The following is a 17,543-nucleotide window of genomic DNA, read 5'->3' on the forward strand; positions in this document are numbered from 1 at the left end:
ATTAAACCATATTCTTATTTATTCAATGAAGAAATTATCCAAAAATCCTTAGCACCTTTCGTTTTCCAGTCCTGCTTTAACCAAGATCGCTTTAATCATAAAGTAGGAAATATGCTCAGGCAGGGCTTCTTTTAATGGTTTCAATTTTTCAGAATCCACTTGTTTCGCAGTTTCCAAAACAAGATCGAAATCTTTCTCCAAGAAAATCTCATCCCAATTGATATCCAAGTGTTCTTCTGCACACTTTAATAAATGATTTTCAATTGAAATGGAAGACAGTCCTCTCAATGTCCCTATTTCCTTGATGGATTTGCCTTCCTGATATAAGCGATAGCTTTCTAAGTGAGATGGTTTAGTAGCTCGCTTTACCGTTTCCTTTGTAACCATAGTATTCGTTTCTAATTCTGGATGTGCCTGTACATACTGGGAAATCCCTTGTAAAAACACGGCTCCGAAGCGTTCGAATTTCTGCATCCCCACCCCTCTAACTTCCAGGAATTCCTCTTCCGTCCTCGGCAGTTTGACGGCCATATCTTTCAAGGATGCATCGGAAAAAATAATGAATGGAGGTACATTTTCCTTAACAGCCAATTCTTTTCTTAACTGTCTCAACTCTTCAAACAACCCATGATCCGCACTGATGCTCCTTACTTTTTTTATTTCCTTACGCAGTACTTTTTTCTGTCCCAATAGAACTTCCCTGCCAGCATTGGTAACTTTAAGTACCGGAAACTGGCCGCCCGTCATTTCGATATACTGTTTTGCTGTCAGGAAATCAATGAAATCACCTACATCCTTCGCTGATTGATCATTGATGATTCCATAGGTTGAGAGCTTCTGGAATCCGAACTCTTCAATTTTCTTATTGCGTGATCCCGTAAGCACTTGGGAAATCATCGTTTTACCGAATCGCTCACCCATTCTCAACATGCATGAAAGAACCATCTGTGCCTGTGTAGTTACTTCAACAGAGTCACGTTTATCTGTACAATTTTCGCAATGACCGCAATCCTCGGGGTTTTCTTCTCCAAAGTATTGCAGAATAAAGGCTTGCAAGCACCCTTCGGTAAAACAATAATCCTTCATTCTGTTCAGTTTCTTCAATTCCTGGGCTTGCCACTCCTGCGAGGGATTTGATTGATCAATCAAGAAACGCTGTATCTGCATATCCTGAGGGGAATATAAAAGGATACATTCACTATCCAAACCATCCCTCCCTGCACGGCCCGCTTCCTGGTAATAACTCTCCATGTTCTTTGGAGTTTGGTAATGGATGACGTATCTAACATTCGATTTATCGATTCCCATACCAAAGGCTGATGTCGCTACCATCAAGGGTATGTCATCACGAATGAATTGATCTTGCTGTTCCGAACGGTCTTGTTCATTCATGCCAGCATGGTATCGACCTGTTTTGAATCCCGCTTTTATAAGCTTCGCATACAAAGAATCGACTTCTTTCCTAGTGGCTGCATAGATGATACCCGATTCATTTTTGTTTTTCTCTAGATAGCGCATTAAAAACCGGCCGCGATTTTCTTCTTTCACTACGGAAAAGAACAGGTTATCTCTGGAAAACCCCGTTGATATTGTATGCTGCTCTGATATTCCGAGCGACTGACATATATCGTCCGTCACATGCGGTGTGGCTGTTGCGGTTAATGCCAGTACTGTCGGAGCTGATGGCATGTTTTTCAATAAGGTTTTGATTTTTAAATAGCTTGGTCTGAAGTCATGACCCCATTGAGATATACAGTGGGCCTCATCGATGGCTACCAATGAAATATCCACATTAAATAAATCCTGTTGAAATGCAGGATTTTCCAATCGTTCCGGCGCCAAATAAACCAACTTATATCTTCCGTGTTTAATATCGTTCATTCTTTTGGATGATTCCAACCCAGAAATGGAGCTATTAAGAAACGTGGCATCAATCCCAGTTTGTTCGAGGGCATCTACTTGGTCCTTCATCAAGGAAATTAGTGGGGATATAACGAGTGTTACACCTGGTAACAGAAGTGCTGGAATTTGGTAACATATTGATTTACCTCCGCCGGTAGGCATGATTCCCGCCGTGTTTATTCCTCCCAACACCTGTTCGATAATCTGTTCCTGACCTTTTCGGAATGACTCATAACCAAAGTATTCTTGTAAATATTCACGTGCTTTTTCCATCAATTTACTATTCCTCCTATTTATCTTCTAAGGATTTATAAGGATCTATTTCTTCCATTGTACCTGCTTTTCCCGACAACCTAAAGGACAAAAAAAGCAGACACATTATGTCTGTGTCTGCTTTATAAATATATAAACATGTTTTGCATGGTTAAATTAATTCAGGATTTGCACTTTAACGTTTTTAACGCCCCAATTCACGGCATCCTGTTCGTTTGGAACAAAAATGTCCACTCTGTTCCCTTTGATGGCACTGCCTGTATCGGCTGCCGTTGCGTATCCATAACCTTCAACATAAACCTTTGATCCTAGTGGAATGACTGAAGGGTCCACGGCAATCACCTTTGCATCAGGATTAGCTTTCAAGTCCACTCCTGTGGCTGTTGTTCCGCTGCAGCCTTGACAATCAGCCGTATATGCGGTTGCACTTACAGTAATCTCTTTTCCAGATTCTGCTTTATCTTGGGATTCATTATTTGTGTCTGCTGGTACCGATTGTTCAACTGGTTCTGATTGTTCAACTGGTTCCGATTGTTCAACCGGCTTTGTTTGTTCTGCTGGCTTGGATTGTTCTGCTGGTTCGGATTGCTCTGCTTTCTGTGCAGGCTCTACACTAGCAGCTTCGACTTTGTTAGCTGCCGGTTTAATGACCAGTTCTTGACCAGGATGGATTGTATCTGAATTTAAACCGTTCCAAGATTTAATATCATTTACCGCTACATCATATTTGTGTGCAATTCCCGATAATGTGTCCCCTGACTTTACTTTATAATGCTCTTCTTGAGAAATATGTATGGTTTCTCCGGCATAAATCGCGTCTGAAGACAAATCGTTCCAAGACTTAATATCTTCTACTGATACTTTATATGTTTGAGATATCCCCCATAATGTGTCTCCATCTTTCACTTTGACATCTTCTGCTTGTACCGGAATTGTGAATGCACCGGATATAGCAGCCGCTGCCGCTAACGATAAGATTGATTTTTTCATATGTTGTTACCTCCTTGTGAGCTGCTTTATAAGCTACGAGTTAAATCTTAACATAGTTTTTTTCTATACAAAGAACAAACAGATAAAGAATAGATGACAAACATCACAGTAAGATAACGGGACTATAACAAGGTTTTATAATATTCTGAAAAAACATCATTTCCCAGATAATTTCCTTTCCAGACCAGAGGAGTCATATTATGCATTAACCGGGCATAAAAATTAGAGGCTATATCTTTACAAAGGAGGTATTTTTTGTGACTCGCGAAAAGACTTTTACCTTAGTTAAGTCATATAAACCTTTCCATAGTAAATTCGATCCGTGTCCGCCTATTGGGAGAAAGTATTACAGGACACCTCCTAATTTGTATATTAATTTTCAACCGCCTAATATGGAGCAGTTCACACCTGAGGAAGCTTTGAAATACGGTACACTTTGGAAATTCTTTTATGATTTTTATGATAATCCATATCGGGAAAGGGAGACGTAAATGAATAAGAAACTGGATGATGAATATTATCAGTTGCTTGAACAAATACAGGCTGCCGATTTCGTACTTGTCGAGTTGACTCTTTATTTGGATACACATCCTAACGACCAGCAAGCATTACAGCAATTCAATCAATTTCATGAATACTCAAAACAACTGAAATCGGTTTTTGAGCCTAAATATGGTCCATTATTGGGATTTGGAAACAGTCCAGGCGGTGAAAATAAATGGGAATGGGGCCAAGGCCCTTGGCCATGGCAGGTATAAGGAGAGATGAGCTATGTGGGTTTATGAAAAGAAGCTGCAATATCCAGTTAAAGTAAGAGACTGTAATCCTCGATTGGCTAAATATTTAATAGAACAATACGGGGGTGCTGATGGTGAGTTGGCTGCAGCACTCCGTTACTTAAATCAACGATATACAATTCCGGATAAAGTGATTGGTCTGCTGACGGATATCGGAACGGAAGAATTTGCCCATCTCGAAATGATCGCCACGATGATTTATAAGCTTACAAAAGATGCCACACCTCAGCAGATGGCTGCCGCCGGACTAGGGGACCATTATGTCAATCATGATAGTGCCCTTTATTATCATGACGCAGCGGGGAATCCTTGGACCGCCACTTATATCCAAGCCAAAGGAGATCCGATTGCAGATTTATATGAAGATATCGCCGCTGAGGAGAAAGCCAGAGCAACCTACCAATGGTTGATTGACATCTCGGATGATCCTGATATCAATGATTCCCTCAGGTTTTTGCGTGAGAGGGAAATTATCCATTCGATGAGGTTTAGGGAAGCTGTGGAGATTTTAAAAGAAGAAAAAGGTAAAAAGAAGTTTTTTTAATGAAATTCACAAGAAAAAAGACAGCGGAGAAAATCCGCTGCCTTTTTCATTTACGGTCTGAAGAATATGTCCATCCATCTTCCTGGTAAATCTTTTCTTCTTTCATCAGTTTGCCGAGAGCACGCTTGAACGCTCCCTTGCTCAAACCGAAGTGAAATTTGATATCATCAGCTGGCGTTTTGTCACCATAAGGCATTGCACCGCCGCGATTCATTAAATAAGTGAAAATGACATCGGCATCTTCCCCCATTAAATCTTGTTTAAAGGGGATTAAAGAAACGTTAAGCGTTCCATCTTCTTTACTATCAATGACGCGCCCTTCAACTAATTCACCAAGACGGGGCTCCTCCTTGCGTTCACTTTCGTGAATGAAACAGCGGTACCCTTCTTGTGAAATAAAGAAAGATCCAACCATAAGCAAACGATAGACATTTCCCTTAATACTGGTGTTACGAATTCCTTTTAAAGGGGCTTTTACTGCAATCTCCTGAATGACATCTTCGGTTGCAAGTTTACCAAACAGGCGATCATGACGATCTGTCTTCAGGGATACATATAGACGATCACCAACCTCGGGCCATAATCGATCTATATTCGGAAGGTCGTCCAGAGATACAAGAATATCTTTGGAAAGACCGATGTCAACAAAAACACCCAGTTTCCTTTTCACATTGACAACTTCCGCCCAGCCATACTGATCAATCTGGATTTCGGGTATCTTCATTGTCGCTGTTAGCCTTGCTTGTTTGTCATGGTAGATGAACACAGTTACTTCATCGCCAATCTCAAGTTCCGTTCCTTCATTCATTTCATTATGATGAAGTAAGACATCTTCTGAACCATCCGTTAAAAACCATCCGAAATCAGCCTTACGTTCCACTTCTAACTCTACAGCCATGCCGGCCTGAATTTTTTGCATGTATAAAAATCCTCCTGTAACTTACCTTTACCTACAATTGTACCCAATTATTTATTTTTCCAACATATTTGAATTTATCATTTTTTTGTTGTTCTGTATACCTATTACGGTTTTTTATTTTTTAACCCTTGTTTTCTTCATGGAATGCCTGCGGAACCAGAATATGCCCTTGTTTACCGTTACTTAATAAAGTATGCATGATCACTTTGGATAATTGGCTCGGTTTATACGGTTTAACTAAATAATCCTTTGCTCCCAAGGAAATTCCCTTCTCCCTTTCGTCAAGAGCGGTCGATACAAAAACGGGAATCTCATTCAAGTCAGCGGAACCTTTTAATTCCCTCAAGATCGTCCAGCCGTCCATCTCACCCTCTTCAAGAAGGATATCCAGTACAATGGCATCAGGAGGTGAGCTTTTTAGCTTTTGAAATGCCTTTCTACCACTTTTGAAATAGCTGACGTGGAAGCCACTGTCCATCAATTCATATTTTAACAGTTCCGCTAAGTTAATATCATCTTCAATGACCATAATTTCATGGCTCAGTTTTCTTGACTGTCCATCATTGTTCAGTCCAACTTCTTTCAGAGTTACTCTGGGTAAGGATATGGTGAATGTACTTCCATGTCCATAATTGGAAACCACCGTAACATTTCCGCCGTGTGACTTTATGATTTCATCAACGATGGCTAATCCAAGGCCGGTTCCTCCAATCCGCCTGCGATCTGAATTATCTACCCTATAAAATTTCTGGAATAAATGTGGCAGTGATTCTTTTGGGATGCCTAACCCCTCATCCTGGATATCGATGGAAAGCATATCGTCCCTGCTATATACAAGGACAGAGATCCTTCCCCCATCCGGAGAATATTTGATTGCATTGCTTAAGAGGTTGGAAAAGGCTTGTTCAATTTTTAAGCGATCTCCTAGAATCATTAAATCCGTGGTTTCAATATTGAGCCGAATATCATGCTGTGCTGTATTAATTTCTAAATGTTCAATTACCTTTTGAATTAATGGAATGATTTCCACATATTTTTTATCATATATCTGTTTACCGGACTCCATTTTTTGAACATCCAAGAAATCATTGATAAGTGCGGTAAGCCTTTTTGCTTCATTATAGATTGTCTGTAAATATTTTGTCTGCCTTTCGGGTTTCAATGTTTTGTTCAGCATCAGTTCGGTAAAACCAAGGACGCTTGCAAGCGGTGTCCTTAATTCATGACTTACTGTACTGACAAATTCGGACTTCATTTGATCCACTTCATATTCTTTTGTAATATCACGATAAACCAAAATTGTACCATAACCTTCTTCGCGATAATGCAGTGTCTCAAGATATACTTTTATTACCTGATTACTCTCTTCCTTTTTGAATGTAAAACTTCGTTCTTCATAATTTACCCCCTCCAGATTATCAATAGCTTCATCCATTGCATGTAAAAACCTCTCCCCCTCCATTTGACCAGCCATTTCAGCACTCCACGTTTCCCATGGCAGGTCAATTATTTGCTCAGGAAAAGAACCTGTTTTAAAAATATCGCAAAATGGCTGATTGACCTGAATGACCTTTCTTTCCTGATCAATCAATTGGATACCTTCCTGAATCGTGTTCAGGATGTCCTGATTCAGCCTCCTATTCTCTTCCGTCTGTTCGTAAAGCTTGATCTTGTCAAGCGACGTTGAAATTTGCTTAGCCAACGTTTCGCATTCTTCCACTTCCTGATCGGTAAACGGGGTCCCATACCTGCTGAAAACCATGATGGCATCCACTTCTTTAAACGTGGATAAAACCGGAAGATATAAATCATAACTGTAATTCTTATTTTCGTGATACCCTTTCTCAGCCACATCTTGTTCTCTCTTTATTGTGAAGGGTTTCTTCTCTTCAAGAAGACGATGATTCAAACCGCTGTGGATATTATTCCGGAATTGCCGTACGCCATTTTCAGATATTCCGAATGACGAGAAGGCATCTTCATGAACTAAAGCAATCATTCCCCGATCGGCAGAAATCAATCTGCTCATATTAAGGACAATGCTTTTTAACACTTCCTTTTTATCTAAAGTAGATGATATACCATTGATCAGTTCATTCCTCCTCGTGAGCTTCTGCTCATTATCAGTGATGATTCCAAGTGTTGCTTGAAGTTCATTTTGCTGGGCTTGAAGTTCATCCTGCTGTGCAAGGAGTTCTTCATTATGCGCCATCAGTTCCTGCTCTTTTTCCTGAACGCTTGTAAACATTTTTTTGAATGCAATTGACAAAACCCCAAGCTCATCCCTACGGTTTTCCTTGACGGAAATAACAGCCTCCCGTCCAGCTGCAATTTCATTCGCCGCTATTGAAAAATCCGAAAGAGGTCTTCCTATGTTCCTGATGATCGATCTGACAATGAATAAGAAGATGAATAAAAAAATAAGGACGAATCCGACAAAGGCTCCTTGAATAATGGACTGCTCTTTCGTGAGATCATTCACATTTTTATCGAGCCTTTCCGTTAAAGTGCCAGAGTAAGATTTAATAGTACTGCGAAGATTCGTAATTTGTGCCGTAATTTCAGTACTATCCATTTTTTCAACCTCTAACTCCCCCCTTTTTTCGGAATCAAAGAAGGATGGTAGAACTCCACTAAAATAATATTCAGTAAATGCCTCAAGCTCATTGGAGATATTCTTATCCCCCTTTGTATTAGCAATCTCCTTAAACGCTTCAATATTCTCCGAAATTGAGGTTTCCTCATTTAATGCCTTTTCCTTCAATGCATCATTATCGAATGCTATATATCCCTTAATATCTAAAAAGACCGTATTATATTGATCGAATATTTCATCCATCAACAATTGTTTATCCACAATGCTTTGCCTCTGTTGGATATATTCTGCATTCAAAGACTGCAAAATATAAAACAAAATCCCTGTTCCGACTATAAATAAAATGATGCAACCCGTCATTAAAGAGACTACCTGCCTAGATAGGCTTTTAGTAAAGTAAGGATTCAGTTTCATGCAAAATGACCTCTATTTTTTCTATTAATTTTAACGGACTAAATGGTTTGGCCATGAAATAATCCGCACCAGCTTCCAATATCCTTTCTTGTTCAAATTGTTGGCTTTTTGCAGATAACATCAAGATTTTCCCTTGGTTTTTGATTTCAGAGGACTTGATTTTTTCAATGATTTCCAATCCGGTATATCCAGGCATCATATAATCTAGAATGATAAGATCATACGCATTGCTTTCGAGAAGCTGTACGGCCTCCATTCCATCCGCTGCTTCGTCAACCTCATAATCTTCATCCTCTAATGTGTCAACCACGAGCATTCGTAACACTTCCTCATCCTCCGCTAATAAAATACGCTTCATCATTCATCCTCCTAATTAACCTTCACTCGAATGGTGCCTTACCTCCTGAAGTATTTAGACACCATTTTGCAAATAGAAATCCATCAATGCATAACTGAAAATCCGTTTGCAATTTAAATTAACTTCGTCAATAGACGCTCTATTCTAGCCTCAAGTTCCCTAATGCTAAATGGTTTCGTTACATAATCATCCGCACCAAGTTTCAATGCATTTGCAATATCATCCATACTTTTTCTTCCAGTTAGCATTAAAACGGTGAAAAACTCCGCATTACTGCTTTGTTTCACTTTCTGAAGCACTTCTATTCCATCCATGATAGGCATCACTCCATCCAGGATTAAAAAATGCACTACATCTTCTTTGGCTCGATTGGATTTCAAAAAAGATGGACCATCTTCATACACCGCGATATTCAAATCAAAATGTGGAATCTGAAGCGAATGCAAGGCTTTAGTTAAGATGGTGCGGATAATGATATCATCATCGATAACGGACACATTGAGCGATTTCTTGTTATTTCCCACTTCTTGCATGCTTTCAACTCTTCCACGGCCTGAGCGTTTCGCCACATATAAAGAAGTGTCAGCTTCCTCCAAAGCCTCCTTGGGCGTAACATTTTCATGATCAATCGTAAAAACACCCGCAGAAAATGTAACCGAAAATGTGTAACCATTTTGGATGAATTTCTTTGCAGAAAAGTCCTTGATTAATTCTGTTAACTTGTGTTTAGCTTCATCATTCGAAGTATCCGGGAAAATAATGACGAATTCTTCCCCACCATACCGGCAGATTAAATCCGAACTCCTGATATTGCTTTTGATGAATTGTGCAAACTCAACCAGTACAAGGTCGCCCACCGAGTGTCCGTATTGATCATTCACCCTTTTAAAGTGATCTAGATCAATGATGCTTATCGTAAAATGACGCCCTGACCGCTTATAATCATTAAAATATCGTGGCAGTGTATCTTCAAGGAATCTTCTATTATATACCTGTGTCAACTCATCAATAAGAACCGATTGATCAAAGATTTTCTTCCGCTGTATATGCCTTTCCATCTTTACAATAAACTCATCGATATCAATCGGCTTACCAATAAAATCATCAGCACCCATCTTGAATGCTTTTATCCGGGTATGTTTATCGTTCTGAATGCTGATCATGATTTTCGGTATGAAATATTTTTCGTTATGCAGATGAATCTCCTGAAGAATTTGAAAACCATCCTTTGCAGGTAACTGAATATCAAGAATCAGGCAATCCGGCTGCATTTCAAAATATTGATTTGTCGCTTTGACGGGGTCGGCATTCGTTATGACCATCCACCCCTTATCCTCCAATAGATCTTTCAATAAAATCAGCATGGAAATATCATCGTCAATGATCTGGATAAGCGGGGCTTGTGAATCGCGGACAGGCTTAGCTTTTATTTCAACTTCATCGAAATGCTCATATTCATATGTATGTTCAATGAGCTCAAAAAGGAAATTCCTAAGTTCCGTCCGATTCCAGACCCGCTCACTGTCTTCATCAATTCCAGCCAATAACTGTTCTGTGATGGCCGTAAGTCCACATAATTGCAGCGTTCCAGCCGTCCCTTTGACTGAATGCAGAAAACGGAATATCTCTTTAGCCGGAATGGTTTGCCCTACATCCAGCCCCAGCCAATCAGAAAGTTTGTTTTTTATATTCCCAAATAAGCTATTTTTGTATTTTTCCATATTTAAAAGATTCACTTCATATCACTTAACCCTTCCCACTCAAATGATCCCATGGTCATCCTATTCCTAACAATCTTAACAGTGACCTTTTAACTATACAAATCTATTTAATTAGATTTTCATTAGGTCTAAAGTATATACTTTCAGGAATATTTTACATCATAAGGGGTAGTCTATAAATAGATTATTGCCATCTTGCACAATTTATTTAGGATTTGTCATAAAGTTTACTTATTTACCTGACTAATCTTCTAAACCCACGATTTCAAACTCTGGTATTTCGGTGATATAATTTAATGATCAATTGAAAGGAAAAAGAAATCATTCATGACAAAAAAATTGTATTACACGTCCACCAAGACTTCCCAATGGGATACCAAAATTCGGGAGACCATTGAAGAAAATGGCTTTTACTATATCACTCTTGAAGAAACCGCTTATTATCCCGAAGGGGGCGGTCAGCCTGCAGATACTGGTAAAATAGAAGGAATCACCGTTCTTGACGTTATAAAAGACAATGATGGAAAGATCCTTCATAAGATGGAGAGACGGCCAGATTCAGAGATCGTTCACTGTGAACTTGATTGGTCCCGCCGCTTCGATCATATGCAACAGCATAGCGGCCAGCATTTACTATCTGCTGTCTGCAGGGAACTGTTTGACTCTAATACGGTCAGCTTTCACCTTGGAAAGGAATATTTAACGATCGATATAATGGCAGGATTTCAATGGACTGAAGTACATACTGCTGCTGCTGAAAAGCTAGTTAATCAATATATCATCGAGAATCGCGAAATACTTATCTATTACGTGACAAACGAGCAATTACAGACACTTCCTGTCGTCAAAATGCCTAAAGTGTCTGAAAATATCCGTATTGTTGAGATAGAAGGAATTGAATATAACCCTTGCGGTGGAACTCATGTAGGGCGTACCGGTGAGATTGGCTTAATAAAAATTTTCAAAACGGAGAAGCAGAAAGAACTTACCCGTCTCTACTTTAAGTGCGGCTTCAGGGCATTGAATGATTATACCGAAAGTCTAGGAATTCTTGCTGCATTATCGAATAAATTCAATACCGGACGTACAGAGATCCTGAATAGGGTGGAGAAACTTGAAAATGACTATAAGCAGCTGCTATCGGCAAATGAAAACTTAAAACTTGAAAATGCAAATTTTCTTGCCGACTCCCTGCTTGCAGAAAATGGAGGGGGATTCATCTCTCGTATTTTCGAAGATAGCTCAATGAAAGAACTGCTTTACCTTGCAGGTACGATTGTAAAAAAAGAAAAGGTTACCGTATTATTAGCATCACGTAAGGAGCAAAAGGTCATCCTTTCACACAGTGGGGATACCCCCTTTCATTGCGGACAATATTTTAAAGCGGAACTGGGCTCGTATAACGGAAAAGGCGGAGGGAACGAACAGACTGCACAAGCAGGTTTTGCGTCACAAAATGACTTAATTGCTTTTTACGAATACACAGTTGAAAAATTAGGCCATAATCCTGGTGTATAAAATCGATCCGTAATGAGGGCATACGTGATGAACATGGAAATCATGACTTCTCGGAATTAGAAAAGAGAGGACAAATTAAGTCCTCTCTCCAGACTGTAGACAAACTCGATGAAAATCGAGCTTGTCTACAGTTTTTTTTCGCTTGTACAAATTTGGACGTTGATTTCCACTTCAGGCACTCGCTTTCCGCGGGCGGTCCGGGAGCCTCCTCGGCGCTCTTGCGCCTGTGGGGTCTCCCTTGGACTCGCTATTCCCGCAGGAGTCTCGCACCTTCCGTTGCAATCAACTATGTTTAAAAATTTAGATAGAACTCCTTTTGCCTACAGTCTTTTTTGTTTTAAAATAGATCTATAAAACTTGAGGTGATGAGGATGCTTTCGAAACATTATTCTATTCAGAGAGATCAACTTGGAATGATTACTTTAGATCAACTGGTGCCTGCGAACCATTTGGTTCGTAAAATTGAGGCTTCCATTGGGACTTCACTTTCATTTACGACTTGGCGAAAGATATGTATTCAGAGGTAGGACGCCCAAGTATTGATCCAGTTTTTAGTTAAACTGACATTCATTCAATATACCTAAGGTATTCGTTCTATGCGTAAAATGATTGAAGAAGCTGAAACAAATATGGCTTACCATTGGTTCTTAGGCTCTGGTTTCCATGATAAAGCACCTCATTTCTCAACGTTCGGGAAAAATTATGAGCGAAGCTTTAAAGATACAGACCTGTTTGAACACATATTCGTCGATTCCACTCATGTAAAGCCAATGCGAATAAGCCCAAATTTGAAAAGGAAATCGTACGCAAAGAAACTCGAGCATAACAAGGACGTCTTCAAGATGAAATAAATCAAGATCGTGAAAATCATGGAAAGAAGCCTTTTCCACCAGATAAATTTGATAAGGAAGAAACCAGAGCAATTAAAGAAAGTACTACGGATCCGAGAGTGGCTACTATGTAAAGATTGACGAATAAAACAGTTTGCCTATTCATTCTACGCGGCCGCAGACCGAAACGGTTTTGTATTGGGAAGAATGTAACACTTGGTAATACACATGACAGTCATATTTTGGAGCCACTTGTTGAGCAATTGATTGAGAAAGTTGGAAAACCAGAAGCAGTTGCCGCATATGCAGCTTATAAAACACCAGCGATTACAAGCTACCTATTTAACAAAGAAATCACACCTGCTTTACCCTATACACATCACCGTACAAAAGAAGGATTCTTTCGCAAACATGACTATGTTTATGATGAACACTTTGATTGTTATCTTTGCCCTTCGGGTGAAACTTTAAAGTACTCAACAACAAATAAAGAGGGCTATCGCGAGTACAAATCGCCAAAACATATTTGTGCAACGTGCTCATTTTTATCACGGTGTACAGAAAGCAAAGACCATCAAAAAGTAGTGACACGGCATATCTGGCAAGCATATGTGGAAGAAGCAGATCATCTGCGTCATCAACAAGATGTAAAACCTATATATGCGAAACGTAAAGAAACGATTGAGCGTGTATTCGCAGATGCAGAAGAAAAGCATGGTATGCGTTGGACTACTTTAAGGGGACTTAAAAAATTGTCGATGTAATCGATGCTTACTTACGCTGCCATTAATTTAAAGAAGATGGCCACGTGGACATTGCAAGGTCCTAAAATGGCTTAACATAGTGGCTCGAAGAACCCAAATCTCTTAACCTTTGGTCAAAAGGGGTTCGGAATTTTTTAATTCCGAACCCCTTTGTCTAAAAACTGAAGAGAGGACAAATTAAGTCCTCTCTCTTTTTATTCTTCCATTTTCAATTTCCCTAACCCGCGTTCTTCAATATGTAGATGATATTTTTCCTCGAGCTCCATGATGCGTATAAACGCTTCCTCCTGATTATATTCATGGTTTTCAGACTCCTCGGCAAACTCTTTTCTAGCCAAATGATAGGCAAGCTTATCCCTGAACACTCCATCTTCATACTCATTTATGACTGTTTGAAGTTGATCCTCCAATTCCCGGCTCAAATCATAAATTTCATATTCCTTCACAAACTGTACTCCTTCCATGCCGAAATCTTTGGCAAAGGAATTGAGATACTGTTCCATATCACTAAATTCTTCTTTATTATCTTCAGTATCGGAAGCAACCCAATATCCGTACTGAACCATTTTGAATAATGTTTCATACTGTTTCTTGGTAAAATTGATTTTCATTGTCGATACTCCTTTTCCTGTTTCCTTACAACAAAAAGAATAAACCGCATTGAAACAAAAGTCCAATACGGTTTATCTCAATCCGATATTTCCGTTACAGAAAAATAAGCTGCTTTTTCCGTATCTACTACATAATGGCAATCGCCTTTAACTAGATTATAATAACGGTGCTTTTGAATATTTGAAATCATTTGAGTTGAGTCGTCGCCTTCTACCTCATGCTCTAGTTCTTTGCCGCCCGGAAAATAAAAACCAACTTTCAATTTCATCTTTCTCATCCTTCCCTTCGTCTGGTTGAATCACTCTTTTATTTCATATCCTTTCTCATGCAGTTATAAACATAAATAAAATGCTTATTCACTTTTTCCATGATATTCTAGGGGAAAATACGAAATTCAGAAGGTGTTTTTATGAAGATAAGGAAAGCCATGGAACAAGATGTAAATGGAATAGCAAATGTACATATAAACAGTTGGAAAACGACTTATAAAGGAATCCTCCCGGATCAATATTTGTCTTCCATGAATCTGGAAGCCAAAAAGAAAAACTGGCTAAGAAATTTAAAGATGCTGCATAATGCCACCCTTGTAGCGGAAAACGCCAATGGGGAAATCATCGGTTTCGCTGCCGGCGGCCCTGAACAAACGAATGATCCGCTTATTCAAGGTGAAGTATATGCCATTTATTTTTTACAAGAATATCAACGACAGGGACTCGGCCGAAAAATGATAAAAGCGGTCATACATGAGCTTATGAAAATGGAACATCAGAATTTAATAATATGGGCATTAAAGGATAATCCTTCATGCGGTTTTTACAGAGCCCTTGGCGGTCAAGTGATAGCTGAAAAAACCGTTAAAATGGCAGGCATCGAGCTTATCGAAGTCGGTTTCGGGTGGGAAGACATTCAGGATATCCTTTTGCATTTGTAAGCATTCCCGAGGAGGGTGGTTACTCTCCACCCTCCCCCTCTCATGTCTCGATAAGGAAGGCCTTTTTCTCATTACCTAAAAAATAAAGCCGGTGCAATGGCCTTGTCATTGTTACGTACAGCAATTTGATATCAAGTTCATTTCCATGGCAATACGCTTCTTCGAGGGATATTGCAAATACGACATCGAATTCGAGACCTTTGGCTTGATAGGAAGGAACAATCAATGTTTTATCTTTAGGGATGTTTCCCGCTTCGTCTATTAAATGAAAGCCTTGATGGAATCCACTTAGTTTCTCGTTTGCCAGTTTGCAATCTTTCATCGTTTTGGCAATAACGGCAAACGTTTTAAAACCTTCTCCTTTAAGGCTTTCGATAAGATCGATCAGTTCTTCTTCCCAACCTTCCTTTTCAATGGAAATGAATTCTGGATCCTTGCCATGTCGAACTACAGGTTCAACTTCCGGGAAATCGTACGTTAACATCTGAAGTATTTCATTAGCTTGTTTCATTATTTCAACAGTTGTTCTGTAGCTTTTTTGTAATTCAGTATAAGTCGCCCGAGGGAAAATACGACTGTGAACCTCGTCCCACGTTTGAATTCCGCGATATGAATGGATGCCTTGTGCAAGATCGCCTACAAGTGTGAACATATCGGTATCCACTGCCGTCTTTAGTGCCTGTAACTGCATGAAGCTATAATCCTGTGCCTCATCAATGACGACATTTTTTGCTTTGTTTTCTTTATCGACACCAAAAAGCCGCTCATGAAGATATAATAATGCTCCTAAGTCCTCCATCTCATAACTTTTAGCAGAGAATAATTTATGATTATACTCACATAAAACACTGGCATCTTCAACAGTAAGTTTACCGTTGCTGTACGAGGCGAGACGCCCCGGATCTTGGTATAATTCCTGATAGTAATCCAGGAGATCTTTACTTTTGAATTGCTTAAAATACCCTTTTACCGAAGTACGGATCGCCTTTTGGACCTGCCCCATCCTTTCCTCTTTCTTATCGAGGCATTTTGTAACAAAGTCCTTGCGAATGACTGGATCGATATTCTTATAAAGAGCTTTCTCAATTTTGGCATCATAAAAATCAACAACACGTTCAAGCATTGTTTTCTTTTTCAATTTGACTTCATTTTGTAGTATGGCCTTCAGTTTGTCCAGCCTGCTGTATAACGGTAAATACCAATAATCCTCTTCCAATAATCTAATGAACTTCTTAGCGGAATAGAGGCGATATTTATCACAATAAAAATCAGCATCTGGATGAAAACCACTGAAAATATCCTTTACATATTCGTCCAATATATATTTAAAGGCAGGGGAACCCTTCAGACCTGATATCCAGACGGCTGAATTAATTTCTTCATCATCCTTTTCCAGCAATCGAGTTAATTTATCATCCGCGATAAGCTTCACTTGCTTTCCTATCGCTGCCTGAACATATTCCGAAAATGTGAATTGTTTTACCTTTTCGACACCCAATTCAGGTAAAGCTTCAGATATGTAATCAATGAAAACCCGGCTCGGAGCAAGAATCATTAATTGACGCGGATCGAACAAGTCTTTATAGTGATAAATGAAATAAGAGATCCTATGTAAAGCAATTGTGGTTTTACCACTGCCCGCTGCGCCCTGAACAATGATAGGTTTATTCAAATCTGCCCGAATGATTTTATTTTGTTCTTCCTGGATCGTGGTAATGATATCTGTCAATCGATTGCTGGAACTTTTGGAAAGCGATTCCTGCAACAATTCATCCGTTGTTGTCAAATCAATGTCCCTTATCTCCTCCAGGACACCTTCTTCTATCATTAGCTGTCTTTTTAAAGTGATATTCCCGCTGAATGTCTCCCCTTCCGCTTCATATTCTATTTCACCAATCCGTCCCTCATAATACAGGTTTGCAATCGGTGAACGCCAATCGACGATGATCTGTTCCTGGCTTTCCCTCTGATAAAGCGATGTTTTTCCGAAATAAAGGACTTCGCCTCTATCACCGTCATTCCTTTCAAAATCCACTCTTGCAAAGTAAGGTTTTTTACTTGCTTTGCGTAAACTTTCAAGTTCGGTTTTGGACATCTCAAAAAAGTTGGCCGTCGTCAGCAGCTGTGAATATAAGGCTGATTCAGACCAATCGGCATCGCCAAAAGCTTCTTGCATATTCCTCTGAAATTGATCTTTGCTTGTTTCTGATGTTTTGATGACTACATCGATATAACGTTTCGTAAAATCCAGCCGCTGTCGTTCCTGTTCAAAATCAGGGTGATTACCCAATAAAATCACTTCCCCTTCCTTGTGTATTTATCAAACTTATTAAAATGCCGATGCTAAGACGAAATGGACATTTATACTACCAGA

General features: G+C 39.4%; 14 protein-coding genes and 1 pseudogene. 6 read left to right on the forward strand and 9 right to left on the reverse strand.

The features are described 5' to 3' along the window. Positions 1-48 precede the first annotated feature (48 nt). Together recQ and ABC374_RS13110 are read right to left on the reverse strand one after the other, a co-directional pair. Complete coding sequence (gene recQ, locus ABC374_RS13105; RefSeq protein WP_413020339.1) at positions 49-2,175, reverse strand: DNA helicase RecQ; 2,127 nt, start codon at positions 2,173-2,175, stop codon at positions 49-51. Between the two features lie 156 nt (positions 2,176-2,331). After that, positions 2,332-3,165, reverse strand: a complete 834-nt coding sequence (locus ABC374_RS13110) for a LysM peptidoglycan-binding domain-containing protein (RefSeq protein ID WP_413018230.1) — start codon at positions 3,163-3,165, stop codon at positions 2,332-2,334. A gap of 257 nt (positions 3,166-3,422) precedes the next feature. On the opposite strand from ABC374_RS13110, the gene ABC374_RS13115 reads away from it, so the two are divergent. From ABC374_RS13115 to cotJC, 3 genes are read left to right on the forward strand one after another with little or no spacing between them, the layout of a single operon-like run. Further along, positions 3,423-3,656, forward strand: coding sequence for a spore coat associated protein CotJA (locus ABC374_RS13115; RefSeq protein WP_048679115.1), 234 nt, complete (start codon positions 3,423-3,425; stop codon positions 3,654-3,656). Further along, the gene (locus ABC374_RS13120; protein WP_063234474.1) at positions 3,657-3,923 is read left to right on the forward strand and encodes a spore coat protein CotJB; all 267 of its coding nucleotides are present in this window, start codon (positions 3,657-3,659) and stop codon (positions 3,921-3,923) included. It begins immediately after the preceding gene. 13 nt (positions 3,924-3,936) lie between these two features. Next, the gene (cotJC, locus tag ABC374_RS13125) at positions 3,937-4,506 is read left to right on the forward strand and encodes a spore coat protein CotJC (protein ID WP_350299040.1); all 570 of its coding nucleotides are present in this window, start codon (positions 3,937-3,939) and stop codon (positions 4,504-4,506) included. A 46-nt stretch (positions 4,507-4,552) separates the two neighbouring features. On the opposite strand, the gene ABC374_RS13130 is transcribed toward cotJC, so the two are convergent. From ABC374_RS13130 to ABC374_RS13145, 4 genes are all read right to left on the reverse strand, one after another. Beyond that, complete coding sequence (locus tag ABC374_RS13130) at positions 4,553-5,425, reverse strand: CvfB family protein (protein WP_350299041.1); 873 nt, start codon at positions 5,423-5,425, stop codon at positions 4,553-4,555. A gap of 121 nt (positions 5,426-5,546) precedes the next feature. Next, a complete protein-coding gene (locus tag ABC374_RS13135) occupies positions 5,547-8,435 on the reverse strand; it encodes an ATP-binding protein (protein WP_413018233.1) in 2,889 nt (962 codons plus the stop codon). After that, positions 8,410-8,793, reverse strand: a complete 384-nt coding sequence (locus ABC374_RS13140; protein ID WP_413020341.1) for a response regulator transcription factor — start codon at positions 8,791-8,793, stop codon at positions 8,410-8,412. The genes ABC374_RS13135 and ABC374_RS13140 overlap by 26 nt, the downstream gene beginning before the upstream one ends. Before the next feature lie 113 nt (positions 8,794-8,906). After that, positions 8,907-10,514: a GGDEF domain-containing response regulator gene (locus ABC374_RS13145; protein WP_413018235.1), complete on the reverse strand. Its 1,608-nt coding sequence runs from the start codon at positions 10,512-10,514 to the stop codon at positions 8,907-8,909. A gap of 327 nt (positions 10,515-10,841) precedes the next feature. Here ABC374_RS13145 and ABC374_RS13150 point away from each other — a divergent pair, with 327 nt between their 5' ends. Continuing rightward, on the forward strand, positions 10,842-12,032 hold the full coding sequence (locus tag ABC374_RS13150) for an alanyl-tRNA editing protein (RefSeq protein ID WP_413018237.1): 1,191 nt from the start codon (positions 10,842-10,844) through the stop codon (positions 12,030-12,032). A gap of 371 nt (positions 12,033-12,403) precedes the next feature. Further along, positions 12,404-13,701, forward strand: a pseudogene (locus tag ABC374_RS13155) (transposase). A 119-nt stretch (positions 13,702-13,820) separates the two neighbouring features. Here ABC374_RS13155 and ABC374_RS13160 read toward each other — a convergent pair. Both ABC374_RS13160 and ABC374_RS13165 read right to left on the reverse strand, forming a co-directional pair. Further along, positions 13,821-14,237 carry a hypothetical protein gene (locus ABC374_RS13160; RefSeq protein ID WP_413018239.1) on the reverse strand — a complete coding sequence of 139 codons (417 nt, stop codon included), beginning with the start codon at positions 14,235-14,237 and terminating at the stop codon, positions 13,821-13,823. A 77-nt stretch (positions 14,238-14,314) separates the two neighbouring features. Next, complete coding sequence (locus ABC374_RS13165) at positions 14,315-14,506, reverse strand: hypothetical protein (protein ID WP_350299046.1); 192 nt, start codon at positions 14,504-14,506, stop codon at positions 14,315-14,317. Positions 14,507-14,647: 141 nt separating this feature from the next. On the opposite strand from ABC374_RS13165, the gene ABC374_RS13170 reads away from it, so the two are divergent. Continuing rightward, the gene (locus ABC374_RS13170) at positions 14,648-15,169 is read left to right on the forward strand and encodes a GNAT family N-acetyltransferase (RefSeq protein ID WP_413018241.1); all 522 of its coding nucleotides are present in this window, start codon (positions 14,648-14,650) and stop codon (positions 15,167-15,169) included. A 40-nt stretch (positions 15,170-15,209) separates the two neighbouring features. On the opposite strand, the gene ABC374_RS13175 is transcribed toward ABC374_RS13170, so the two are convergent. Then, on the reverse strand, positions 15,210-17,468 hold the full coding sequence (locus ABC374_RS13175; protein WP_413018243.1) for a HelD family protein: 2,259 nt from the start codon (positions 17,466-17,468) through the stop codon (positions 15,210-15,212). Positions 17,469-17,543 lie beyond the last annotated feature (75 nt).

The sequence above is a fragment of the Peribacillus phoenicis genome, assembly GCF_047238085.1.
Lineage (GTDB): Bacteria > Bacillota > Bacilli > Bacillales > DSM-1321 > Peribacillus.